This is a genomic window from Acinetobacter sp. YH01006, assembly GCF_013420445.1.
Lineage (GTDB): Bacteria > Pseudomonadota > Gammaproteobacteria > Pseudomonadales > Moraxellaceae > Acinetobacter > Acinetobacter pseudolwoffii.
Map to the genome: position 1 here is coordinate 14,563 of NZ_VOYB01000020.1, position 24,214 is coordinate 38,776.

A 24,214-nucleotide genomic window follows, 5' to 3' on the forward strand; every position below is an offset into this window, starting at 1 on the left:
CTACTATATTGAAAATTTCCAAATTTCGCACCTGAAATTATGACAAATTTAAACAGAATTTAAACTTTTTTTCACTTTAAACCATTGTGCATATAAGGCAGGCAGGAAAAACAGGGTCAATAATGTTGCCACAATCAAACCACCCATAATCGCCACCGCCATTGGCCCGAAGAAAATACTACGGGACAAGGGAATCATGGCTAAAACCGCAGCCAGTGCGGTCAATATGATCGGACGACAACGGCGTACTGTGGCATTGATGATGGCATCCCACTGCGACTCTCCGGCCTGAATATCCTGCTCAATCTGATCGATCAAAATCAGCGAATTGCGCATGATCATTCCGGATAATGCAATCGTTCCGAGCATCGCAACAAAGCCGAAAGGTTTATTGAAAATTAACAGGAATAACACCACTCCGATAATGCCCAAAGGTGCGGTCAGGAACACAATAAAGGCCCGTGAGATGCTTTTGAGCTGAATCATCAGCAAGGTCATGACGACTGCGAGAAATAAAGGCATGCCGGCATTAACCGAATTCTGTCCGCGAGCCGATTCCTCAACTGTGCCGCCCACTTGCAGCAGATAGCCATTCGGCAGCTCTGCCCGGATTTTTTCTAGTGGCTCTTTGAGTTCATTAACCACAGTAGCGGGCTGCAACTTGCTACGAATATCGGCACGCACAGTAATGGTCGGTAAACGATTCCGATGCCAGATCAGACCTTCTTCAAAGCTGTATTCAATTTTGGCCAGCTGCGCCAACGGTACCGATGTACCGGTTTCGGTCGGAACAGCCAGACTGGCTAAAGATGCTACCTCCACCCGTTCAGCCTGCGCACCACGTAAACGGATTTCAATCAGTTCACGCTTTTCCCGATACTGATCAATGCCGGCCCCCAAAATCGAGCTGTTCAGCACATTGGCCAGTTCGCTGCTAGTCACGCCCAACTGACGGGCACGATCCTGATCGATCTCCAGTTTGATGACTTTGCTCGGCTCACCCCAGTCTAGATGTACATTGGTGGTATTCGGATTTTCGCCCACGGTTGCGGCGACTTTCTGCGCCCATTCACGAACCAGTCCCAGATCTTCACCAGAGACCCGGAACTGCAATGGATAACCGACTGGAGGGCCATTTTCCAGCAGGGACACCCGGGTACGGACTTCCGGTAATAACAGCCGAATCTGGTCACTCAAGGATTGACGGATTTCGTTACGATCTTCCAAAGAGGATGCCAGCACCACAAACTGGGCAAAACTGGTTTGCGGCAGCTGCTGATCCAGCGGTAAATAGAAACGCGGAGAACCAATTCCGACATAGGCCACATAGTTATCAATGCCCTGCTGTTTCGACAAAAAGGCTTCAACTTTTTTCACCGCAGCTTCGGTGGCTTTCAGAGAGGCGCCTTCTTCAAGTTTGAGATCCACCAGAATTTCAGCCCGATTCGAGGGCGGGAAAAATTGCTGTGGCACCAGCTTAAACATTAAAATGGAGAGAATAAAAATTCCTACCGTTGCTGTAATCACGGTCTTACGATAGGTCACACAGGTATTTACCCAACGGCGAAAACCTTGATAAAACCGGGTTTGATAAGGGTCATGCTGTTCGCCGGCATGATGCACGACCGGCTGGGGTTCGGGCTGCTTGCGCAAACGCGCCCAAAGGCGCTGATACCACGGCGCTTTTTGTATCAAGTCTTTGTTGAAATTGGGCAGCAGTTTATCGCCCAGATAAGGCACAAATAACACCGCGGCAATCCAGGACATCAGCAGTGCAATCGTGACCACCTGAAAAATAGAACGGGTATATTCACCGGTACTCGATGCTGCTGTGGCAATCGGTAAAAATCCGGCGGCGGTAATCAGGGTGCCGGTCAGCATTGGAAAGGCGGTGGTTTTCCAGGTAAAGCCTGCCGCCTCAAGCCGGCTATAGCCCTGCTCCATTTTAATCGCCATCATTTCAATGGCAATAATCGCATCATCGACCAGAAGACCGAGTGCCAGAATCAGGGCACCCAAGGAAATTTTATGCAGGCCGACATCAAATAAATGCATGCCGGCAAAGGTCATGGCCAATACTAGCGGAATCGAAAAGGCCACCACCAGTCCGGTACGAAAACCCAGCGAGAAGAAACTGACCAGCAGCACAATAATTACTGCTTCTGCCAGCACTTTCATAAATTCATTGATACTGCGTTTGACTGCCACTGGCTGATCGGAGACTTTTTGCAGCTCCATGCCGAGGGGCAAGGTTTTTTGCAGACGGGCAAATTCCTGTTCCAGATGTTTGCCCAGTGCCAGAATATCGCCGCCTTTGCGCATGGACACGGCAATACCAATGCCATTTTCAGCCATAAAACGCATCCGGGGTTGGGCCGGATCACTAAAGCCGCGATAGATCTCAGCGACATCTCCCAGCTGAATGGTTTTGCCATTTATCAAAAGTGGCAGTTGCTGTAATTCTTCAATACTGTTTAAGGCACCGCTGACCCGAACCTGAATCCGGTCTGAACCGGTTTCAAAAAAACCGGCATGGGTCATGGCATTTTGCTGCTGCAAAGCCTGCTGAATGGCGCTGACTGGAACTCCGAGCTGGATGGCTTTGGTGTTGGAAATCTCAATCCAGATTTTCTGGTCTTGCAGGCCGATTAAATCGACTTTGGCGACATCTTTGACCCGTTGCAGTTGTAACTGCAAACGGTCGGCGTATTCCTTGAGGGTCGCATAATCGAAGTCTTTGCCTTTGAGCACATAGATATTGCCAAAGGTATCGCCGAATTCATCATTAAAGAATGGGCCTTGTACTCCTTGCGGCAATTCATGCCGGATATCGCTGACTTTCTTGCGCACGTTATACCAGACATCGGCCACATCTTTCGAAGCCAGAGAATCCTTGGCAATAAAGGTCACCATGGATTCACCCGGACGCGAATAGGCCATGATGCGGTCATATTGCCCCGTGGTCATCAGTTCCTTTTCAATCCGATCCGTGACCTGTAAGGACACTTCTTTGGCACTGGCACCCGGCCAGTAGGTCTGAATGACCATCACTTTAAAGGTAAAAGGCGGATCTTCACTTTGCGACAGCTGGGAATAGGACACGATGCCAATCAGCCCGAGCAGGATCATAAAATACAGTACTAGTCCCTTATTCTTTAAAGCCCATTCCGACAGGTTAAAGTTCATATTTAACTCCCTGCCTGAACGGTCACAGGACGATTTTCACGATTAATCGGATTGATTTTTTGCTGGTCACGCAGCAAATGTACGCCGCCAATCACCACATAATCTTCCGCTTTCAGGCCACTGAGTACCGGTACGCTATCGCGACCATAAGCCCCTAAAGTCACCGGGACTTTGTGTACAGTATGATCCGGCTTGACCAGCATCACATAGGCTTGTTGATCTGTGGCTGAGACACTGGACAGCGGTACACTGAGCCTATTGTCCCGGCTGTGCTGGAAAAACACCCGGGCACTTTGTCCGAGCTGGATCTGAGCATTGCCTTCGCGCAGTGAGACTTTTACTCTAAATGTTCTCGATTGGTCTGCGGCTGGTGATATTTCACGGACAAAGGCACTAAATTTTTCTTCTGGTTTGGACCATAAAGTCACAGTGGCAGGCTGTCCGACCTTGACCTCTGAAATGGCCTGTTCCGGCACGCCAATCACCACTTCACGCTCACCGGAAATGGCTAACTCATATACCGCTTGCCCGGCTGCGACCACCTGACCCGTTTCGATATTGCGTGCCGTGATCACGCCATTTTTAGTGGCAATCAGCTGGTTATAAGTGGTCTGGTTTTTGGCAGTAGCATAATTGGATTGCGCCTGTTTCAGACTCGACTGTGCAGCTTTATATTGATTATCGATGGCATCATATTGCGAGCGACTCACGGCATTGACCGGTAACAGCTGCTTGAAACGCTGTAGTTCATCCTGAGCAATTTTACTGGCAGACTGCGCGTTTTCCAGCTGGGCACGTGCCGCATTCAGCTGCAACTGGGCATCTTTTACATCCAGTGTGGCCAGCACCTGTCCGACTTTGACTTGGTCCCCGACATCGACGAAGCGCTGGGTCACCTGTCCCGCTACCCGAAAGGCCAGTGCTGTTTGCTGACGCGCCTGCACATCGCCGGCATAACTTTTCAGTTCATGCTGTGAAGTGCTCGGTGTGGTCACCATGACAAAGGGAATTTCCTGTTCTGCGGCGATTGTATCTTTACTGCATCCATTTAAGGTCACACTGCAAAGCATCATCATGCCAGCCAACACGCTGTAAATCCTGCTCATCTTATTCGCTCTTATCTGATCATCTTTTTTCGGGCAAACTATGCTGATATATTGAATTGCTTATTTTTTAATTAATATACCACCCGGTACACTAATTACAACAGAACCCTCAAAGCAATGACCAAGTTGACTTTTTTTGGAAGAAATTGTGCAAATACCTGTAGGACGACCGAAAGATCTGGAGAAACGCCAACGCATCCTGAGCGCGGCCAAAGCGCTATTTTTAGCGCATGGTTATCATGCCTCCAGCATGAACCAGATTGCCCGTGAAGCAGGGGTGAGCAAACTGACGGTCTATAACCATTTTCAGGACAAGGCGACGCTGTTCAGCTGTGCCATTGAAGATACCTGTGAAGCCATTCTGCATGAGCATCCGCAGGTCTTGCAGCCAAGCAGTGACTTTGCTCAGGAATTTTATCGGGCCTGTTTACGCGCTTTGAATATTATTAGCCTGCCTGAAGCCATCAAACTGGACCTATTACTCATCGAGCTGGCCTCGCAGCAAAGCCCGCTGGCAGAGCAGTTTTATCAGGCCTCGCATGCCAAACTGGAGGCGGTCTGGCATGATTTCTTTGCGCTGGCGCAGCACTACCAGTTTATTCAGGTCGATCGACCCGAGAAACAGACCGAACTGATCGTGTCCCTATTGACCGGAACACGTCATCAAAAAATCCTGCTCGGACTTACAGCTCCGCCCTCCAGTACAGAACAGCAGCAGATCATTAGTCAGGCGATTGAGCTGTTTATGCTGAAATACGGAATATCTGGCTAAATCCCTTCTGATCGCTTGAGTGCTGGCGACAGGATACTGGCTAAAATTTGCTAAAAAATCCGCAAAATATCTGCAACTTTTGTCTGTAAAGGACTTGGATTGTCCTACAGTCGCGGTATAGTCAAAGCAAGCATTTAAGGGAATATAAAAATGATTCAACAAATTGATGCACCACTACGCGAAGACGTACGCTTACTGGGTAATTTGCTGGGGGAAACCTTAAAATTACATGCGGGGCAGGATTTGTTTAATCAGATTGAGCAGATTCGTGCTTTATCTAAAGGCGCACGTGATGGACAGGTCGAAGCAGAAAAACAGCTAGAACAATTATTTTTGAGCCTGGAAGATGCGGAAATCCTGCCTCTAACCCGTGCCTTTACCCATTTTTTGAACTTTGCCAATATTGCCGAACAATATCATGTGGTGCGTCGTCGCCGTCAAAGCGAATTCGATGACACGGCAGAATCCCCTAATCCTCTGGTACCGTTATTTGAAAAATTTAAACAGCAGGAGATTTCTGCCGACACGCTGTACCAGCAAATCTGTGAATTAAAAATTGAACTGGTACTGACCGCGCATCCGACAGAAGTCAGCCGCCGCACCCTGATCCAGAAATATGATGGTATCAATAATGCCCTGTCCAAATTCGACCAGCAGAAACTCACGCCGCGTGAACGTCAGGCGGTGTTGGCAGATCTGAAACAGCTGATTAGCTCGGCCTGGCAAACCGATGAAATCCGTCAGCATCGCCCGACCCCGATCGATGAAGCCAAATGGGGCTTTACTACCATTGAACAGACCTTGTGGAATGCGGTTCCGAAATTTATCCGGGAATTAAATGGCATGGTCGAACAACAATGCGGCCAGAACTTGCCCTTAGATATTGCACCGGTACGTTTTGCTTCCTGGATGGGCGGTGACCGCGATGGCAACCCGAATGTTACCCATAATGTGACGCAAGAAGTGTTATGGCTGTCACGCTGGAAAGCTGCCGATCTGTATTTACGCGATATTGAGAACCTGCGCTGGGAACTCTCCATTCAGCAATGTAGTACGGAAATCTCCGAGGCATTGGGTCTGGATCATCCGGAACCCTACCGTGAATATTTACGTGACACCCGTAGCCGCCTGAAAGCGACCCGACACTGGCTGGCAGAAAAATTAAAGGGCAATGATGCCGATGATAGTTTAGTCATTAAAAGTAAAGATGAGCTATTACAGCCACTATTGACCTGCTATCGCTCCTTAATGCACTGCAATCTGGCCGAAATTGCCAATGGCAGCCTGCTGGACTTTATTTACCGGGTCAACAGCTTTGGAATTGAGTTACTGAAACTGGATATTCGTCAGGAATCAGGACGTCACCGTCAGGCGATCTCGGCGATTACCGAATATTTAGGGCTGGGAAATTTTGAAACCTGGACCGAACAGGCACGTCAAAACTTTTTACTGCAAGAATTGCAAAGCAAACGTCCCTTGCTCCCAAAACATCTGAATGAACCAGCCGGCAGTCTGATTCAGCACCCGGATGTACAGGAAGTCTTTGCCACCATGCGCACCCTGGCAGAACAGCCAAGTGAGTCTCTGGGTGCCTATATTATTTCCATGGCGGAATATCCAAGTGATGTGCTGGCGGTATTGCTTCTACAAAAAGAAGCGGGTATCAAGCACGCCTTACGAGTGGTACCGCTGTTTGAAACCCTCAAAGATCTGGACGGTGCAGCCGAGACCATGTCAACCCTGTTCAATATGCATTGGTATAAACAGCATATTCAGGGCAAGCATGAAGTGATGATTGGCTATTCGGATTCAGCCAAGGACGCCGGTTTTATGTCGGCCAACTGGGCGCAGTACCGTGCCCAGGAAGAACTGACGACGATTGCCCAGCAACATGGCGTTCAGCTGACCCTGTTCCATGGCCGTGGCGGTTCGATCAGCCGTGGCGGTGCACCAACCCAGCAAGCCTTGTTCTCACAGCCACCGGGGTCGATTTCAGGCACGATTAGGGTGACTGAACAGGGTGAAATGATCCGCTTTAAATTCGGACTGGAAGAAATTGCCCTGCAAAATCTGGAAATTTATACCGCTGCGACCTTAGAAGCAACCTTGCTCCCGCCACCCGAGCCAAAACAGGAATGGCGCGACTTGATGCATCAAATGACCGAACTCTCGGTTCAGGTCTATCGCCAGACCGTGCGGGAAAATCCGCATTTTGTCAAATACCTGCGCACTGTCACTCCTGAACTTGAACTGCAAATGCTGCCGCTGGGGTCACGGCCGGCGAAACGTAAAGTCAGTGGCGGGATTGAGTCCTTGCGTGCGATTCCGTGGGTATTTGCCTGGACCCAGATTCGTCTGATGTTACCTGCCTGGCTGGGTACCGGTGCCGCGCTGAATAAAGTACTGGATCAGGGGCAACGGGCGGTACTCGATGAGATGCTGGCAGAGTGGCCATATTTTCAGACCCTGATTGATATGCTGGAAATGGTGCTGTCCAAAGCCGATGCACATGTGGCCTTGTACTATGAATCACATCTGACCCAAGATGAAGATCTCAAAGTACTCGGCACAGAGCTGCGCCAGCGTTTGCAGGATGCTGTACAGACCTTACTGACGTTAAAGGGTGAATCCAAATTGCTGAGTAGCAACGGCGTCCTGGATCAATCCATGAAAGTCCGTAAACCGTATTTGTTGCCACTACATTTGCTGCAAGCCGAGCTGATGAAACGTCGTCGTCTCTATCTGCAACAGCAGCAAGCTGAAAATACCCCGGTGGATCATGCCTTGATGGTCAGTATTGCCGGAATTGCTGCGGGTTTACGCAATACCGGTTAATCCAAACAGACTGTTTAAAAGCACATCTTCGCGATGTGCTTTTTTATTGAGCAGTCAATAGCCAAGAAATATTTTATTTTATATAGTAAATCAGATTTATTTATACATAGCCCTATTGATTATAAGAAATTAATCTACTGATTTCACTTTAGTTTTAACTCAAAATTCTTTTACCACCCGGTAAAATATCAAATAAAGTCATAGAATTAATTTGAACAAAAATTTTGTTTAAGTGATTAAATCTTCTAAAGAACAAGAGTATGATGTGCACAATTTATCTTTCGAGTGCTCATTTTATGTCCAGTTGGTTTCCCAAATGGCGCCCTTATGAGGGCAGCATCGATGCACGCCCAGTAGGTACCGCAGAGTATTTGCCACCCGCACAAACGGTCGTTTTGGGTGTACAACATGCTTTTGCCATGTTTGGCGCGACTGTACTGGCACCTTTTTTAATGGGCTTTGACCCTAACCTGGCCATTTTAATGTCAGGGATTTGTACCATCCTGTTCTTTCTGATTACCGGTGGCCGGGTTCCAAGTTATTTAGGTTCAAGCTTTGCCTTTATTGGGGTGGTCATCGCGGCAACCGGTTATGCCGGTGGTGGTGGACTCAACCCCAATATTGGCGTCGCAGCCGGCGGTATTATTGCCTGTGGTATCTTCTATGCCCTGATGGGTTTTCTGGTCATGGCGACCGGCACGCGCTGGATTGAAAAGCTGATGCCACCGGTGGTGACCGGTGCCGTAGTGATGATCATTGGTCTAAACCTGGCACCGGTGACGGTAAAAAGCGTGATGGGCAACACCTTTAATATGTGGATGTCTCTGGTTACCGTCATGTGTATGGGCTCAATTGCCGTCTTTACCAAGGGCCTGCTACAACGCCTGCTATTATTGGTGGGGCTGTTATTGGCCTATCTGATCTATTTCGTGCTCAGCAATATTATGGGTTATGGCACTGCAATCAATTTCCTGCCCATTCAGCAAGCCGCCTGGTTCGGGTTACCGACCTTCCACGCACCGACTTTTGAAGTCAATGCCATGTTGATCATTGCACCGATTGCACTGATTTTGGTGGCTGAAAATCTGGGACATATCAAAGCGGTAGGCGCGATGACCGGAGAGAATCTGGATCCGCATATTGGTAAAGCCTTTGTTGCAGATGGTGTTGCAACCACTCTGGCAGGCGGTGTGGGTGCCCCGGGCATGACCACCTACGGTGAAAATATTGGGGTCATGGCCGTAACACGGGTTTATTCGACCATCATTTTTGCAGTGGCTGGTGTCTTTGCGATCTTCCTGGGTTTATCACCCAAGTTTGGGGCGGTGATTCATACCATTCCCACCGCGATTCTGACCGGTGCTTCGATTGTGGTCTTTGGTTTGATTACCATTGCCGGTGCCAAAATCTGGATTGAAAATAAAGTCGATTTCTCGCAAAACAAAAACCTGATGGTGGCTGCAGTGACCATTATTTTAGGTACCGGTGATTTTGCCCTGACTTTTGGTAGCTTCAATCTGGGTGGTATTGGTACGGCAACGTTTGCAGCCCTGTTCTTAAACTGGTTCTTCAGTCTGGTCGATAAAAAATAAAATTCAGCGATGACTGGGCACAGCCTGTTGCAAGCAAAAAGACCGAACATATATGTTCGGTCTTTTTTGTAGCCTAAAACAGTCTGTCTAGAATGAACTGTTTTAAGTGACTGGCAATTGATTCACGTTGGCTTATTTCTGTTTTTTAAGCGCTTGCTTCAGTTGCTTCAATTTGCCTTTATGTTTTGAAATCTTTTTCAAACGTGCTTTGATTTCTTGCTTTAAAGATTTAACTTGCTTAGCCATGGTATTACTCCCTAGTAAGGCTATTCGTTAGGCTTGTGTTGTTTCACAAAACCACGAATAAATTTTCTTAATTCACGAGCAGCACTAGTATCCAGTTCTTCGCAGAGACGAATAAATTCATCACGCTCCGTACTCTGAATACGAATTAAAAGTTGTCCATCTTTCTTGCCTGTCTTTATTTTTTTGATTTGCTCGCTCATTGCTTATCTCTCCAAAATAAAGACTACTTTGCAAAAGATGTATATACAATATATATACTTTTTAAATTAAATCAAACTTACATTGTAAAAATATTTAATAAAATCAATTTCTTTTTTTTACCATAATTTCTATAAAACCGTGCAAAGCCCGTCCAGGCAAGGCTTTAGGCACTTGGCTGAATGGGCTTTTTATGGATAAATTATTTTTGTAAAAAGGCGATGTTGTGCTTAAAAATCGCCATGGCTACAGCAAGATCTCCTGCATAGCTTGAAGATCGTCCGGCGTAGTTGAACTGAAATGAGCCCGTTTAAGGACGAAACTCTTTCAGTTCACGTTGAATAAAGTATTGGAACATTTCACGGTATAGATGTTCAATAAACTCCTGATCGAGGCCCTGCTTTTGCGCCAATGCCCTAACATTTTCTACAATCTGTTCCATACGTTCTGGTGACTGCAAATCGGTTTCGGTTTTTTTGAAACGGGTGGTTTGATCAACATAAAATTGACGCGCAGCGATCAGCTCAACTAAAGCTGTATCAATGGCATCGATCTGTTGACGTGCATATTCTAGTGATTCAGCTTTGATCTTTTCCATGTTTTTTCAGTTCACTTTCAGTTTGATTATTACTCTTATACTTTTCTTCTAACACATTACTGAAAATACTTTCAATCATCCAGACCCGATATAAGCTATTAAATGTATAACTTTGATCATCTATCCGCAGTTCCAGTACCGGAAAGTTCGGCTGCGACTTCATTTCACAGAGCATATCATTGTCCTGCAGCTTCACCAGAATATCGTCCTGGGTCAGATCTACAATATTTAACTGTTGCTGCAAAAGTTTGAAATGGGGTGCATAAGACAGGTCTTCACCACGGGTCCAGACGGCCTGCAAGATCTGGTACATCGCCTCAATCCGCTGCTCCTCGGGACAGCTATAAAATAACTGTGCGATTGGCGCAATCGCCTGCTCGGTCGGTCGGCAAAACGGGGTAAATTCTACGTCCGTCCGTTTGGATAAACGTGTGGCCAGACTCCAGTCAAACTCATCCCGGCCACGATAGGACAAGGGATAGACATTCAACTGGATATTATAATAATCCGCCAGTTCTTCCTTGATATAGGCCAGCAAAAGCCAGGAGATCGGATCTTCCAGCGCGATATACAAGTCCAGTTCCGGATCCATCGACTGGATCTCGTTCAGCTCTTCAGCATCACTGATCAGATGCTCACGCCATTCAATGTGATCGATCATAAAAATCGGATTACCGGTCAGCAGTTTTTGCTGCTCCAGACGCCGGGTCAGACGCAACAGGTCATCGACTGCCTGATACTGGCGTCCGCCTAAATTAAAATAGCTGGCCAGAATCGGGGTCTGGTCAAAAATACGTTCGGGAAAGTCCTGTGGCTGATGATGACGACTGGCCATGGCATAAAGGGTTCGTAATTTTCCGGTCTGTTTTTGCCACAACATATGAAACACATCTTCCAGCAAATACAGAAAATCCTGCCCGCGCAGCGGGGTATGCCGTAAAATCAGTTCCGCCTGTTGCAAGGCTTCAGCGCTGGGCAATTCTGGCGTGTCATGAAAACTAAAACGATGCTGTTTCGACAGAATCTTGGCATCATTTAGGGTGTAGTGCTGCCATTCATCAAAAGACATCTGATTTGGGGGGGCTGCATGCGAACTGGAAATAATTACTTTCAGCGGCTTGAGCTGCGGACTTAAAATTTCTTCGAGCTGGGGCAGCTGCTGTACCGCCAGATAGCTGTACACATCATCCAGTCTTAAATGGATACTCAGCCCATCTTGAATAGATAACACCGTTTGACGGATTGGTTTCTGGTAAAACCAACTCGATCGGATTGGATCAAACCAACGGCGTAACAGGGACATGAGTTCGGCCTCGACAAAGATGACGGTGTGCAGTTCAAAAAATTGAATCTGTACAGAATAATCTATTTTTAAGATCGCAGAGCAAAAGCCCTGCATGGTGTAAAAACTTATATCAAGTCTTGACATACTCCCCCACTTTCGACTAGCTCAAGTGGGGGATTCTAAAAGCAAAAGCTCTTAGGTGACTTCCTCACGGATTTCACTTGCTTTCTGCTTCACAGGGCGATCTTTACCGCATCTTCCCTCGACAGACAAAACGGTGTGTCCCACCGCTAAAATGTTGCGAGAAGCATTAATATCTGCATTCTCGCTAAAGCCACACTCGACACAACTAAAGTTTGCCTGAGTGAGCCTATTTTCTTTTGCAACGTGACCACATGAACTACAAGTCTGACTTGTATATTTAGGGTCAACTTTAACGAGTAAACCACCTCGCCATTGCTGTTTGTACACCAACATATTAACAAGCATTGACCAACCTTGATCTAGGATTGATTTGTTCAAGCCTGATTTAGCTTTAACATTCTTTCCTTTTTCTTCGATTGAGCCTTTGGCTGACTTCGACATATTGGCTACTTTTAAGTCCTCAACTACGATCATTGCGTGGTTTTTGCTGAGAGTTGTCGTGACTTTGTGCAAGTAGTCATGCCGAATATTGGCAATATGATGATGTAATTTATTGATCCTTAAATTAAGTTTTTTCCAATTTTGACTAAATTCGGTTTTCTTTCTCAACTTGCGTTGAAGCCTAGCCAACTTTACTTGATTGGCTTTAAAACTATTGATTGGGTCAAATACCTGACCTGTTGATATTGTAATTAATTTCTTAATGCCAAGATCAACACCAATTGTAGATTTTGATGGATGAATTGGTTGTTCGATTTCACGGTTAGTACAAAATGAAACATACCAAAGCCCACAAATTTTCTTAATTGTAATACTTGTAATTTTACCAACAATTTCTTGTGATTTTTTAAATCTTATCCAACCTGTTTTTTTAGGCAAAGAAACTCGATCACCAATAACCTCACAATTTGCAAATGGAAGTCTAAAAGATTGCTTACCATCTAATTTCTTCTTGAATCTTGGCATGAGTGGTCTAAGCTCAATCTCACCACCATCAGCCAATTTTAAAAAATTGGGTTTACGTGGTTTCCGCTTGTTTTGCTTTAAACGAGCTTGTTCTTTTTTGTTGTAAAACTTACCCCATGCTTGAGCAAGATCACGTATTTTTTGCTGTAAGCAAGCTGAATATGTTTGACCAAGAAAAGAAAATTCAGGTGTTTTTTTAAGGGGTACTAATTTTTTTTCAATGCTTTCGTAACGAATATATTCATCTTTAGCAAACATTTCAAATGATTTAGCGAGAATTTGATTCCACACAAAACGAGCAGAACCTATTGCTTGATTAAGCAATATTTCCTGTTCTTGGTTAGGCAGAAGCCTAAACTTGTAGTGTTGTAAAATCTTCATTAAATCATTGTTTATAAAAGAATTGTAGTGTTTGAATTATAGCAAAAATAAGCAATAAAACCAAGAAAACATTATCTTTAATATGGCTATCGCCACTCGCTTGTATCCCCCACCTGACTGTCGGTGAGGGTCTTACGCCCGATTAAGATAAACAAATGTTCAATGTTTAACAATGGATTAGAGGTCAAGATTCAAGTCAGTGACCGCCCCGGTTTCTGCACCTGAGGTCAGTTTGGCGAATTTGGCCAGTGCTCCATGGGTATAGTTCGGTTTTGGTTTGATCCAAGCTGCTTGACGTGCTGCAATCTCCGGCTCATCCACATGCCAGGTCATTTCCCGGGTTTCCGCATTAATTGAAATCTGGTCGCCATTTTGTACCAGACCAATCGGGCCGCCATCATAAGCTTCGGGGGTGACATGACCAATCACAAAACCGTGACTGCCACCCGAGAAGCGTCCATCGGTAATCAGGGCAACTGAAGCGCCTAAGCCCTTCCCGATAATCGCAGAGGTCGGTTTCAGCATTTCTGGCATTCCCGGGCCACCTTTGGGACCAACGCCACGAATCACCACCACTTCACCCGGCTGGACTTCGCCATCCAGAATACCGCGCATGGCACCCTGCTCACCTTCAAACACGCGAGCCGGGCCAGCAAAATGCAGTCCTTCCTTACCGGTAATTTTGGCGACCGCGCCCTTCGGTGACAGATTGCCTTTTAGAATCACCAGATGTGAGTCTTTTTTCACTGGCGCATCAAAAGGCAGAATAATCTGCTGGCCTTCCGGATAGTCCTGCACATCGGCCAGATTTTCTGCCAGCGTCTTACCTGTGACCGTCAGACATGAGCCATCCAGCATGCCGGCATCCAGCATGCGCTTCATCAGTGGTTGAATTCCACCAATCGCAATCAGTTCTGACATCAGATATTTACCTGATGGACGCACGTCGGCCACCACCGGAATATCTTTACCAATCCGCACGAAATCATCCAGACTCAATTCCACTCCTGCTGTATGTGCCATGGCTAAAAGATGCAGTACACCATTGGTCGAACCACCCAGCGCAATCAAGACTTTAATCGAGTTTTCAAAGGCGGCTTTGGTCATGATGTCGCGCGGCTTAATATCCAGTCGCAACAGGTTCATCACCGCTTCACCGGCCCGGGCACAGTCAATTTGCTTGTCTTCCGATACCGCTTCCTGTGCCGAAGAGCCCGGCAGGCTCATACCTAAAGCTTCAATCGCAGAGGCCATCGAGTTGGCCGTGTACATACCGCCACACGAACCCGGACCTGGCAAGGAAACCTCTTCAATATGCTTGACCTGAATCGCGTTGATTTCACCTTTGGCATATTGACCCACCGCTTCAAACACTGAAATCATGTCGGTATGACCTTCACCCGGTTTGATGGTTCCGCCATAAATAAACAGCCCCGGACGGTTGAGGCGCGCCAATCCCATGATGCAGCCGGGCATATTTTTGTCACAGCCACCAATGGCAATCACACCATCATAAGCCTGACAGCCGACCACGGTTTCAATCGAATCTGCGATCACTTCCCGTGACAGCAGGGAATATTTCATGCCTTCGGTGCCATTGGAAATGCCATCTGAAATGGTAATGGTATTAAAGATAATGCCCTTGCCACCCACCGCACTCACGCCCTGCTCTACGGTTCTGGCCAGACCATCAATATGCATATTACAAGGCGTGACATTGGCCCAGGTCGAAGCAATGCCGATAAATGGCCGGTTAAAATCGGCATCCTGAAAACCGGTGGCACGCATCATGGAACGCGCCGGTGCATTTTCAATACCTTCATAAACGGGGGCAGAATGCTCGCGGATATTATCTTTACTCATTATTCTCTTCCTGGGCGATGACCGATTTTAAGCGTCGGTCTTGGACAATTTATTTTAAGATCATTGTTTGACATACTCCCACCACTTTCACTTTATTCAAGTGGGGGATTCTAAAAGCATCAGCTCTTAGGTGACTTCCTCACGGATTTCGCTTGCTTTCTGCTTCATCGGGCGACCTTTACCGCATCCACCCTCCACAGACAAAACGGTGTGTCCCACCGCCAAAATATTACGAGAAGCGTTAATATCCGCATTCTCGCTAAAGCCACACGCAACACATTCAAAATGTGCCTGAGTAAGCCTATTTTCTTTTGCAACATGACCGCAGGAGCTACACGTTTGACTTGTGTATTTCGGGTCAATCTTAACGAGTAAACCACCTCGCCATTGTTGTTTGTACTCCAATATATCAACAAGCATTGACCAACCTTGATCTAGGATTGCCTTGTTTAAGCCCGACTTGGCTTTGACATTCTTTCCTTTTTTCTCGATTGTGCCACTTGCTGACTTCGACATATTGGCTACTTTTAAGTCCTCAACTACGATCATTGCGTGGTTTTTGCTGAGAGTTGTCGTGACTTTATGTAGGTAGTCATGCCGAATATTAGCAATATGATAATGTAGCTTGTTAATTGTGGTGTTCAACTTTTTCCAATTTTCACTAAACTTCAATTTTTTGCTCAACTTACGTTGAAGTTTAGCTAATTTAATTTGGTTGGTTTTAAAACTGTTCTTTGGGTTAAATACCTCACCCTCAGATGTTGTGACTAATTTCTTGACACCTAAATCAACACCAACTGCGGTTTTGGATGGATGTACTGGATTTTCCAATAACTCTTTTTCACTGCCAAATGAAATATACCAATGACCTGATCTCTTACTGATTGTCACATTCTTAATTGTGCCTAGAATATCTTGTGATTTTCTAAATTTCACAAATCCTATGCCATTTGGCAGCTTAACTCGATTACCCTCAATTCGACAATATTTATCAAATTGCACCAATCTAATTGAATCGTAACCATCTGATTTTTTCTTAAATCTAGGCATCAGTGGGCGTAACTGGATTTCAGAACCATCAGTGAGTTTGAGGAATTTGGGCTTGCGTGGTTTACGCTTATTTTCTTTTAATCTTGCATGTTCTTTTGCATTGAAAAACCTTGTCCAAGCCGAAGCCAGATCACGAATTTTTTGCTGTAGGGAAACAGCATTAGAATGATTTGCTAAAAAAGCATATTCAGGATTCTTTTTAAGACTGGTGATTTTATTCACCAAATTGGTTGCATTGATAAATTCATTCTTTGCAAACATTTCAAATGACACAACTAAAATTTGATTCCAAACAAAACGCGCAGAACCAACAAGATTGTTTAAAATAACCTCTTGCTCTTCATTAGGCTCAAGCCTAAATTTATACGCCTTGTTGATTTTCATTTTTTTAAAAACTTATTTAAATACAATGTTATATTTCTTTTATTTTAACATAAAAACGAATTAAAGCTAAATTAAAAAACTTACGAAATTCACCTCCACCCTGACTGTCGGGTGGAGTCCTCTTTCATTTTAAGATAGTTTTTTGTATAAAAAAAGCACCCCATCTGGAGTGCTATTTAAATCTGTAAAATTACAGCTTAGATATCACGTACCGCACCTTTCGCCGCACTGGTGGCATGCATTGCATAGGCTTTCAGCGCTTTAGATACTTTACGTGGACGTTCCTTTGCAGGCTTCCAACCTTTGGCTTCTTGTACTTCACGGCGTGCTGCCAATACATCTTCAGCAACGGCTAAATGAATGCTACGGTTTGGAATATCAATTTCGATACGGTCGCCATCTTCAACCAGGGCAATTGTGCCGCCTTCAGCTGCTTCTGGGGAAACGTGACCAATGGAAAGACCTGAAGAACCACCAGAGAAACGACCATCAGTGACAAGTGCACAGTCTTTACCTAAACCTTTCGATTTTAAGTAGCTGGTTGGGTACAACATTTCTTGCATGCCTGGACCACCCTGTGGACCTTCATAACGGATCAGCACCACATCACCTGCCACGATTTTCCCACCAAGAATGGCTTCAACTGCATCATCCTGGCTTTCAAATACACGTGCTGTGCCGTTGAATTTCAAGATAGAGTCATCTACACCCGCAGTTTTGACGATACAACCATCCAGTGCAATGTTGCCGTAAAGCACTGCCAAACCGCCGTCTTGCGAGAAGGCATGTTCAACATTACGTATTACACCATTTTCACGGTCGCCATCTAGACGGGTGTAATAACGATCTTGTGAGAATGCAGTTTGGGTTGGTACACCGCCCGGTGCCGATTTGAAGAAGTTATATACCTCTTCATCTTCAGTACGGATGATGTCCCATTTGTCTAAAGCATCTTTCAACGTTGCTTCATGTACGGTCGGTACAGACGTATCCAGTAAGCCACCACGGTCTAGTTCACCGAGGATCGACATAATGCCGCCGGCACGGTGAATATCTTCCATGTGGACATTTTTAACCGCAGGTGCCACTTTACACAGTACAGGCACTTTACGAGATAAACGGTCGATATCGTCCATGGTGAAGTCTACTTCTGCTTCGTGAGCAGCTGCCAACAAGTGAAGAACGGTGTTGGTTGAACCACCCATCGCGATGTCCAAAGTCATGGCATTTTCATAAGATGCTTTGGTTGCTACATTACGTGGCAATACGCTGTAATCATTCTGTTCATAATGACGCTTGGTGATTTCAACGATCAACTGACCTGCGCGCTCAAATAATTTCTTACGGTTGGCATGTGTTGCCAGCGTAGAACCATTACCCGGTAATGAAAGACCCAAAGCTTCAGTCAAACAGTTCATTGAGTTGGCCGTAAACATACCTGAACAAGAACCACAGGTTGGACATGCAGAACGTTCGTATGCTTTGACTTCTTCGTCTGTGTAGTTGTCATCTGCCGCCACAATCATCGCATCAACAAGGTCAATTGCCTGTTCATTGCCACGAATTTGCACTTTACCCGCTTCCATCGGGCCGCCTGAAACAAACACCACAGGAATGTTCAAACGCATGGCTGCCATGAGCATGCCCGGGGTGATTTTGTCACAGTTTGAAATACACACCATCGCATCTGCACAGTGTGCATTAACCATGTATTCAACCGAGTCAGCAATCAGGTCACGTGAAGGCAATGAGTACAGCATGCCGTCATGACCCATCGCGATGCCATCATCGACAGCAATGGTATTGAATTCTTTTGCTACGCCGCCTGCTTGTTCAATTTGACGTGCAACCAGCTGACCCAGGTCTTTTAGATGGACATGACCCGGTACAAATTGCGTGAATGAGTTAACGACCGCAATAATCGGCTTACCGAAATCTTCGTCTTTCATTCCGGTAGCACGCCATAAACCGCGCGCGCCAGCCATATTTCTTCCGTGTGTCGATGTTTTTGAACGATAGTCAGGCATTTTATATTTCCAACAAAGTTTGAGCTTGAAATGAACCGGGCAGATCCACTCTGGCTAAATCATACTGACAATGAGCTTAAATCAGTTGCATTTTAGACCTATCATACTACAAGTCCTTGTTTTACAAGATGACCTTTTGGTTGTAGATGCAGGCAAAAATATCTATAGAGAGATTATGATGATCTGGCGATAAAAATTTCTTGATGAAATCTACTATACCGCCATCATCGTCAGGACAATACAAAACTTTCATGAATAATTTTTACAATTTGCATGAGTTTTTTTTATATAAAAATTCCACCGAAATTCAAGCACTCAGCAAGCTTCTTGGATAAGTTTTTGCAACGATTAGGCTGAAATTTGGCTTTTGGCTTATAATAGCTTTTAAGTTTATTTGGAATTTCATGTGTGAAGATCATATTTGCAGGCACACCAGAATTTGCAGCGACTGCATTGGCTACGCTACTCAAAACCGAGCATGAAATTGTGGCGGTCTATACCCAGCCTGACCGCAAAGCCGGACGCGGGCAAAAACTCACGGCATCTGCAGTCAAGCAGTTGGCGCTAGAACACAATATTCCGGTCTATCAGCCTTTGCACTTCAAGTCATCGACTGAAGAAGGTCTGGCAGCGCAAGCAGAACTCAAAGCCTTAAATGCAGATGTGATGGTGGTGGCGGCCTATGGCCTGATTCTGCCACAAGTGGTTCTGGATACACCCAAATATGGCTGTCTAAATATTCATGGTTCATTACTTCCGCGCTGGCGCGGTGCAGCACCGATTCAACGTGCCATTGCCACCGGCGATACCGAGACTGGTGTAACCATCATGAAAATGGCAGCAGGCTTGGACACAGGCGATATGATGCTGAAAACCATCTGCCCAATTGAAGCGACAGATACCTCTGCAACCTTACACGACAAACTTGCTGTTAAAGGTGCTGAAGCTACCGTTCAGGTACTTGAGTCTGAAGAAAGCTTACAAAAATATTTGGCTGAACGTGAAGTGCAAGACGAAGCACTTACGGTTTACGCACATAAACTTTCAAAAGCGGAAGCACAAATCAACTGGAGCCAGCCTGCGGCAGAGATTGACCGGAATATTCGCGCCTTTAATCCCTGGCCGGTGGCCTTTACCCCGCTGGATGACAGTAACAATTTACGCATCTGGAATTCATCACTTTCTACCCAGCAGGCAACCGCTGCAGTGGCAGGTGAAGTAATTGCTCTGGATAAAGACGGCGTACATGTGATGTGTGGTGATCAGAACGCCATTTGCATCACCAATCTGCAATGGCCAGGTGGCAAAGCCCTGAATGCTGTTCAAATTAATCAAACTCAAAAACTATCGGTAGGATATAAATTCGCATGAGCCAAATTCAATCATCAGCTAAAAACTTGAATTTGCGCGCGCAAGTTGTAAAAACGCTATTGGCTGTACAAAACGGCCAATCACTTGCTTCTGTACTCAACCAACATATCAATATTGTGTCTGAACGTGACCGTGGCTTGTATCACGAGTTAACTTTGGGCTGTTTACGTCAGTGGCATGGCCTGAAAGCCATTACCCTGCCACTGTTAACCAAACCTCTCGATAATCAGGCCTTGGAAAGCTGCTTATATTTAGGTTTATACCAGATTCTATGTACCCGTATTCCGGCGCATGCTGCGATTTCAGAAACGGTGACAGCAGCCAAACAGCTGGGATTCGAACCTTTAAGTGGTCTGGTCAATGCGGTGCTGCGTCGTGTTTCACGTGAAACAGAAGAATTTGATCTGGCTTTAAATCAGGCGCATGGCCTGCCAAGCTGGTTATTTAAGCGTTTAAAGAAAGACTGGCCGGAACAGCTGGCTGAACTGTCGCATGAGTTAAAACAGATTGCGCCGTTGACCTTGCGTGTCAATGTCAATCAGGTCAGCCGTGATGAATATCTGGAAATTCTGGAAGAAGAAGGTTATGAAGCACGCGCCTGTACCCTGTCTGAAGTCGGCATTGTGCTGGAACAAAACGTGCATATTCCGAACCTGCCAGGCTATGAAGCCGGCGGTTTCTCGGTTCAGGATGAACACGCACAGCTTTGCGCAACTTTAGTGCCTGATCTTGAAGGCAAGGTCGTGGTCGATGCCTGCGCTGCGCCGGGTGGGAAAACTGCGCATATTCTGGAAAAATACAGCCCGAAAAAGCTGTATGCAATTGATCAGGACGCCAAACGTTTAGTGCGTGTGGCAGAAAATCTGGAACGCCTACTGTTAACAGAATATGCCGAAGTTGAAATTATTGCAGCCGATGCCATCAACTGGACAGCGCCTGAACCAGTCGACTGTATCGTACTGGATGCGCCATGTTCTGCGATTGGTGTGATTCGTCGTCATCCGGATATTCGCTTGCTGCGTCATTCCACAGATATTCCGCAAACCGTCGCGCTGCAAAAGCAGATTCTGGAAAATATGTGGCAGCAGCTGAAAGTTGGCGGCAGCTTGCTGTACATCACCTGTTCGATTCTAAAAGCGGAAAATGAACAGCAGATGGTCGAGTTCTTTGCCCAGCATAGCGATGCCAAAGAAATCAAGATTGAAGCCGATTGGGGCATCGAACAGATACATGGTCGTCAGTTGTTACCGAAAGCAGATCAAGGCGATGGCTTCTTCTATTGTCGTATTGAAAAGATCGCATAAATCATCATTTTTAAAGTCGGAAAAGGTAGCTTCGGCTGCCTTTTTTATTGCATGCTTTATTGCATGGCCGACTTGTAACAGGACTTACTGAATAAACTTAAAGATCACCAGACTGGTTGCCAGTGCAGCCATGCCACTCACCAGTCCATAGACGGTTTCATGTCCTTCGGCATAACGTTTTGCCGTCGGCAATAACTCATCCAGTGCCAGATAGACCATCACCCCGCCAATCAGGCCAAACACCAGACCATATACCGTATCGCTCATATAAGGCGCCAGAATAAAATAACCCAAGGCGGCACCCAAAGGTTCAGCCAGTCCCGACACCAGACTGGCCCAGAGCGCATAATCTTTGCGTCCGGTCGCCATATACACTGGCAAGGCAATTGCCACACCTTCCGGGATATTATGAATCGCAATTGCCACCGCCAAAGGCGCACCCAAGGCAGGACTTTCCAGCGTGGCAAAAAAGGTCGCCAGACCTTCTGGCAGGTTATGTGCGCTAATGGCGAATAAAGTCAGCATGCCGGTACGCAATAGTTGCGGTGAACTGACGCCCTCACTGGCATGCGTTTCAACAGTTTCATGCGGATTCGGCACAAAATGATCCAGCAATAACACCAGAATCACGCCCAACAAAAATGCAAAGGTGCCAAAGGCAAAACCGGTTTTTTCATCAAAAGCCAGACTAAAGGAGGCAATCGATTTATTCAGAATTTCGGTTAAAGAAACATAGATCATGGCGCCCGCGGCAAAGGCCAGACCAAAGGCCAGCAGACGGAAATTGGGTTTTTTTAAGAAGAGTATCAGTCCCCCACCCAACACGGTGGCAAGCCCAGCGAAGAAGGTCACGGCAAAGGCTGTATAGACTTGTCCATCTGAAACGGAAATCATGCCAAATCGTCAGCCATTAAAAAAGTCATTATCACCATAGATGATAATGACTTTCGTTTATAGTAAAACAGTAGGTTTATGTGAAGATTTTTAGTCTTCTGGTTCTTCCGGATTTTTTGCCAGATGAATCACGGACAGTACCAGACCCCCCCACAATAAAACGATAGAGATGATCATCATCACCAGTGCAGATGTATTCATAGTCGCTCTCCTAGCTATGACGGTCTTTGACCAGACTAAACAGAATGGCGCCCAGAATAAAGAATGCCATGACACCTCCACCTACCATCCACAGGGTGCTGGCAGCATAGCCACCATAACCTTCTGCCATGATCGATTTCAGGGTCAGACCCAATGCCATTAATAAGGACAACGGCGTGATGACGGTCAGCATGAAGTTCCAGCTGCGACCAAGTTTCACGCTGGCAAACTGATTCACATGGCCTTCCAGCTGCTTCATCAATGGACGACGGAACCACGACAACAGAATAATGGAGATCAAACCACCACCGACAATACCGATATTATTGGCAAAGTAGTCAATAATGTCGACAAAGGTAATCGCACTATGGGTCGAGAACATCAAGGTAGAAATCACCGCTGAACCACCGGCAATAATCGTGACTGACTTGTTCTTCGACCAGCCCAGTTTGTCCTGGAATGCGGCAATCGGAACTTGCAGGATACTGACCATCGAGGTAATACCGGCAACGGTCAATGAAGCAAAGAATAGGAAGCCAAACAGGTCACCGCCTGCACCTAAACTGGAAATGATTTTCGGGAAAGCAATAAAGGCCAGACCAATACCGCCAGATACGACATCTTCAACATTTGCACCTGCGCTGAAGGCCATAAAACCAAGCGCTGCAAATACACCAATACCCGCCAGAATTTCAAAGGATGAGTTGGCCAGTGCTACCACGATCCCAGAACCGGTCAAGTTGGTTTTGCGTTTCAAATAAGAGGCATAGGTCAACATAATCCCGAAGCCCACCGACAGTGAGAAGAAGATATGACCAAATGCGGCCAGCCAGACTTTATAGTTACTCATGGCCTCCCAGTTCGGCGTAAAGAAAGCATTCAAGCCGTCGACTGCACCCGGTAAGCGTACCGCCTGAATCACCAGAATAGAAAATAAAATTACCAGAAGTGGCATAAAGATTTTATTCGCCAGTTCCACCCCACGGCGTACCCCACCGTAAAGAATCAGCATCACCGCAGCCCAAACAACCACCAGACCGAAAAACAGGACAGGAACAAAACCTAAACTTAAACCTTCACCATTTTGCAGATAAGTGTTAAAGAAAAAGTCCTGGGTATCTGTGCCCCACTGCTGCCCAAAGGAATAGAACATATAACTGCCGGCCCAAGACAAGACGCTGGCATAGTAAATCCCGATGATCAGGGTCACCATCACCTGCCACCAACCCAAGGATTCGGCATTCATGAGTTTTTTATAGGCCATGGGTGGTGCTTTACGGAACTTGTGTCCGACCGCATAGTCTAAAAACAATAAAGGCAAACCTGCTGCAAAAATCGCAATCAGGTAAGGGATCAGGAATGCCCCACCCCCATTTTCATAAGCCACATAAGGGAAACGCCAGATATTTCCCAAGCCAACGGCGGAACCAATGGCTGCAATAATGAATCCTGATCGTGCAGACCAATTCTCACGAGTTTCTGTCATAGAACACCTAAACTTTAAACCCCTTCAGATGCTGCTTGTTATGGTTATAGCGCAAGCAAATAAAGAAGCATTTCAATTATTTTGGGTGTTTGGATTAGAGCTGCACCTTTTGGGCGTCGAATTCTAATGTACAAACAGGTCAGCAGGTCTTACATCTTGCTTAAAGTCTGATCGAAAAGCTGACCTTGTAGATGGTTCAACAATACTGACTTTTTTAAATTTTTTCTGTAAATTCTGCTGAAAATATTCGTTATTTATAATCTATTCGAATTAAGCGTTCAATAATTCAACGAAACCTACCTGATTTTACAGGTTATATATTGAC

17 protein-coding genes are annotated in these 24,214 nt (G+C 46.0%); 5 read left to right on the forward strand and 12 right to left on the reverse strand.

The window, feature by feature from the left end; genetic code table 11:
* Window positions 1-48: 48 nt before the first annotated feature.
* Together FTT73_RS13445 and FTT73_RS13450 are read right to left on the reverse strand one after the other, a co-directional pair.
* The gene (locus FTT73_RS13445; protein WP_180191559.1) at window positions 49-3,186 is read right to left on the reverse strand and encodes an efflux RND transporter permease subunit; all 3,138 of its coding nucleotides are present in this window, start codon (window positions 3,184-3,186) and stop codon (window positions 49-51) included.
* Between the two features lie 2 nt (window positions 3,187-3,188).
* Complete coding sequence (locus tag FTT73_RS13450; RefSeq protein ID WP_180191560.1) at window positions 3,189-4,292, reverse strand: efflux RND transporter periplasmic adaptor subunit; 1,104 nt, start codon at window positions 4,290-4,292, stop codon at window positions 3,189-3,191.
* Window positions 4,293-4,440: 148 nt separating this feature from the next.
* Between FTT73_RS13450 and FTT73_RS13455 the strand changes: the two genes are divergently transcribed.
* From FTT73_RS13455 to FTT73_RS13465, 3 genes are all read left to right on the forward strand, one after another.
* Window positions 4,441-5,064, forward strand: a complete 624-nt coding sequence (locus tag FTT73_RS13455) for a TetR/AcrR family transcriptional regulator (RefSeq protein ID WP_005094786.1) — start codon at window positions 4,441-4,443, stop codon at window positions 5,062-5,064.
* 150 nt (window positions 5,065-5,214) lie between these two features.
* Entirely contained in the window at window positions 5,215-7,899 is a 2,685-nt protein-coding gene (gene ppc / locus FTT73_RS13460) for a phosphoenolpyruvate carboxylase (protein WP_180083564.1), read from the forward strand.
* 296 nt (window positions 7,900-8,195) lie between these two features.
* Complete coding sequence (locus FTT73_RS13465; RefSeq protein ID WP_180101473.1) at window positions 8,196-9,491, forward strand: solute carrier family 23 protein; 1,296 nt, start codon at window positions 8,196-8,198, stop codon at window positions 9,489-9,491.
* Between the two features lie 266 nt (window positions 9,492-9,757).
* Here FTT73_RS13465 and FTT73_RS13470 read toward each other — a convergent pair whose 3' ends face one another.
* The 7 genes from FTT73_RS13470 to ilvD (FTT73_RS13500) all read right to left on the reverse strand — a co-directional run bounded on the left by FTT73_RS13470 (window position 9,758) and on the right by ilvD (FTT73_RS13500) (window position 18,633).
* On the reverse strand, window positions 9,758-9,937 hold the full coding sequence (locus tag FTT73_RS13470; protein WP_004280844.1) for a hypothetical protein: 180 nt from the start codon (window positions 9,935-9,937) through the stop codon (window positions 9,758-9,760).
* Between the two features lie 308 nt (window positions 9,938-10,245).
* Window positions 10,246-10,533 (reverse strand): chorismate mutase, encoded by a 288-nt coding sequence (locus FTT73_RS13475; RefSeq protein WP_159516534.1) that lies wholly within the window; start codon window positions 10,531-10,533, stop codon window positions 10,246-10,248.
* The gene (locus FTT73_RS13480) at window positions 10,514-11,836 is read right to left on the reverse strand and encodes a hypothetical protein (RefSeq protein WP_180001780.1); all 1,323 of its coding nucleotides are present in this window, start codon (window positions 11,834-11,836) and stop codon (window positions 10,514-10,516) included. The genes FTT73_RS13475 and FTT73_RS13480 overlap by 20 nt, the downstream gene beginning before the upstream one ends.
* A 177-nt stretch (window positions 11,837-12,013) precedes the next feature.
* Window positions 12,014-13,309, reverse strand: a complete 1,296-nt coding sequence (locus FTT73_RS13485; RefSeq protein ID WP_180191561.1) for an RNA-guided endonuclease TnpB family protein — start codon at window positions 13,307-13,309, stop codon at window positions 12,014-12,016.
* Window positions 13,310-13,486: 177 nt separating this feature from the next.
* Window positions 13,487-15,172, reverse strand: coding sequence for a dihydroxy-acid dehydratase (gene ilvD, locus FTT73_RS13490; RefSeq protein WP_180191562.1), 1,686 nt, complete (start codon window positions 15,170-15,172; stop codon window positions 13,487-13,489).
* Between the two features lie 126 nt (window positions 15,173-15,298).
* The gene (locus tag FTT73_RS13495) at window positions 15,299-16,606 is read right to left on the reverse strand and encodes an RNA-guided endonuclease TnpB family protein (protein WP_005173589.1); all 1,308 of its coding nucleotides are present in this window, start codon (window positions 16,604-16,606) and stop codon (window positions 15,299-15,301) included.
* A gap of 197 nt (window positions 16,607-16,803) precedes the next feature.
* Window positions 16,804-18,633 (reverse strand): dihydroxy-acid dehydratase, encoded by a 1,830-nt coding sequence (gene ilvD / locus FTT73_RS13500; RefSeq protein ID WP_004280822.1) that lies wholly within the window; start codon window positions 18,631-18,633, stop codon window positions 16,804-16,806.
* A 408-nt stretch (window positions 18,634-19,041) separates the two neighbouring features.
* Here ilvD (FTT73_RS13500) and fmt point away from each other — a divergent pair, with 408 nt between their 5' ends.
* Complete coding sequence (fmt, locus tag FTT73_RS13505) at window positions 19,042-20,004, forward strand: methionyl-tRNA formyltransferase (protein ID WP_180001778.1); 963 nt, start codon at window positions 19,042-19,044, stop codon at window positions 20,002-20,004.
* A complete protein-coding gene (gene rsmB, locus FTT73_RS13510) occupies window positions 20,001-21,308 on the forward strand; it encodes a 16S rRNA (cytosine(967)-C(5))-methyltransferase RsmB (RefSeq protein WP_180191563.1) in 1,308 nt (435 codons plus the stop codon). The genes fmt and rsmB overlap by 4 nt, the downstream gene beginning before the upstream one ends.
* A gap of 84 nt (window positions 21,309-21,392) precedes the next feature.
* Here rsmB and zupT read toward each other — a convergent pair whose 3' ends face one another.
* From zupT to FTT73_RS13525, 3 genes are all read right to left on the reverse strand, one after another.
* A complete protein-coding gene (gene zupT / locus FTT73_RS13515) occupies window positions 21,393-22,202 on the reverse strand; it encodes a zinc transporter ZupT (protein ID WP_180191564.1) in 810 nt (269 codons plus the stop codon).
* A gap of 90 nt (window positions 22,203-22,292) precedes the next feature.
* Window positions 22,293-22,403 carry a methionine/alanine import family NSS transporter small subunit gene (locus FTT73_RS13520; RefSeq protein WP_005173576.1) on the reverse strand — a complete coding sequence of 37 codons (111 nt, stop codon included), beginning with the start codon at window positions 22,401-22,403 and terminating at the stop codon, window positions 22,293-22,295.
* A 10-nt stretch (window positions 22,404-22,413) separates the two neighbouring features.
* Window positions 22,414-23,889 carry a sodium-dependent transporter gene (locus tag FTT73_RS13525; RefSeq protein ID WP_074383770.1) on the reverse strand — a complete coding sequence of 492 codons (1,476 nt, stop codon included), beginning with the start codon at window positions 23,887-23,889 and terminating at the stop codon, window positions 22,414-22,416.
* Window positions 23,890-24,214: the final 325 nt, after the last annotated feature.

Coding starts and splice junctions, on each gene's coding strand:
- FTT73_RS13475 (WP_159516534.1), bottom strand. CDS start 10,533: ATGGAAAAGATCAAAGCTGAATCACTAGAATATGCACGTCAACAGATC.
- FTT73_RS13480 (WP_180001780.1), bottom strand. CDS start 11,836: ATGTCCCTGTTACGCCGTTGGTTTGATCCAATCCGATCGAGTTGGTTT.
- FTT73_RS13445 (WP_180191559.1), bottom strand. CDS start 3,186: ATGAACTTTAACCTGTCGGAATGGGCTTTAAAGAATAAGGGACTAGTA.
- FTT73_RS13450 (WP_180191560.1), bottom strand. CDS start 4,292: ATGAGCAGGATTTACAGCGTGTTGGCTGGCATGATGATGCTTTGCAGT.
- FTT73_RS13470 (WP_004280844.1), bottom strand. CDS start 9,937: ATGAGCGAGCAAATCAAAAAAATAAAGACAGGCAAGAAAGATGGACAA.
- FTT73_RS13525 (WP_074383770.1), bottom strand. CDS start 23,889: ATGACAGAAACTCGTGAGAATTGGTCTGCACGATCAGGATTCATTATT.
- ilvD (WP_004280822.1), bottom strand. CDS start 18,633: ATGCCTGACTATCGTTCAAAAACATCGACACACGGAAGAAATATGGCT.
- rsmB (WP_180191563.1), top strand. CDS start 20,001: ATGAGCCAAATTCAATCATCAGCTAAAAACTTGAATTTGCGCGCGCAA.
- FTT73_RS13485 (WP_180191561.1), bottom strand. CDS start 13,309: ATGAAGATTTTACAACACTACAAGTTTAGGCTTCTGCCTAACCAAGAA.
- FTT73_RS13495 (WP_005173589.1), bottom strand. CDS start 16,606: ATGAAAATCAACAAGGCGTATAAATTTAGGCTTGAGCCTAATGAAGAG.
- ilvD (WP_180191562.1), bottom strand. CDS start 15,172: ATGAGTAAAGATAATATCCGCGAGCATTCTGCCCCCGTTTATGAAGGT.
- FTT73_RS13520 (WP_005173576.1), bottom strand. CDS start 22,403: ATGAATACATCTGCACTGGTGATGATGATCATCTCTATCGTTTTATTG.
- ppc (WP_180083564.1), top strand. CDS start 5,215: ATGATTCAACAAATTGATGCACCACTACGCGAAGACGTACGCTTACTG.
- FTT73_RS13465 (WP_180101473.1), top strand. CDS start 8,196: ATGTCCAGTTGGTTTCCCAAATGGCGCCCTTATGAGGGCAGCATCGAT.
- zupT (WP_180191564.1), bottom strand. CDS start 22,202: ATGATTTCCGTTTCAGATGGACAAGTCTATACAGCCTTTGCCGTGACC.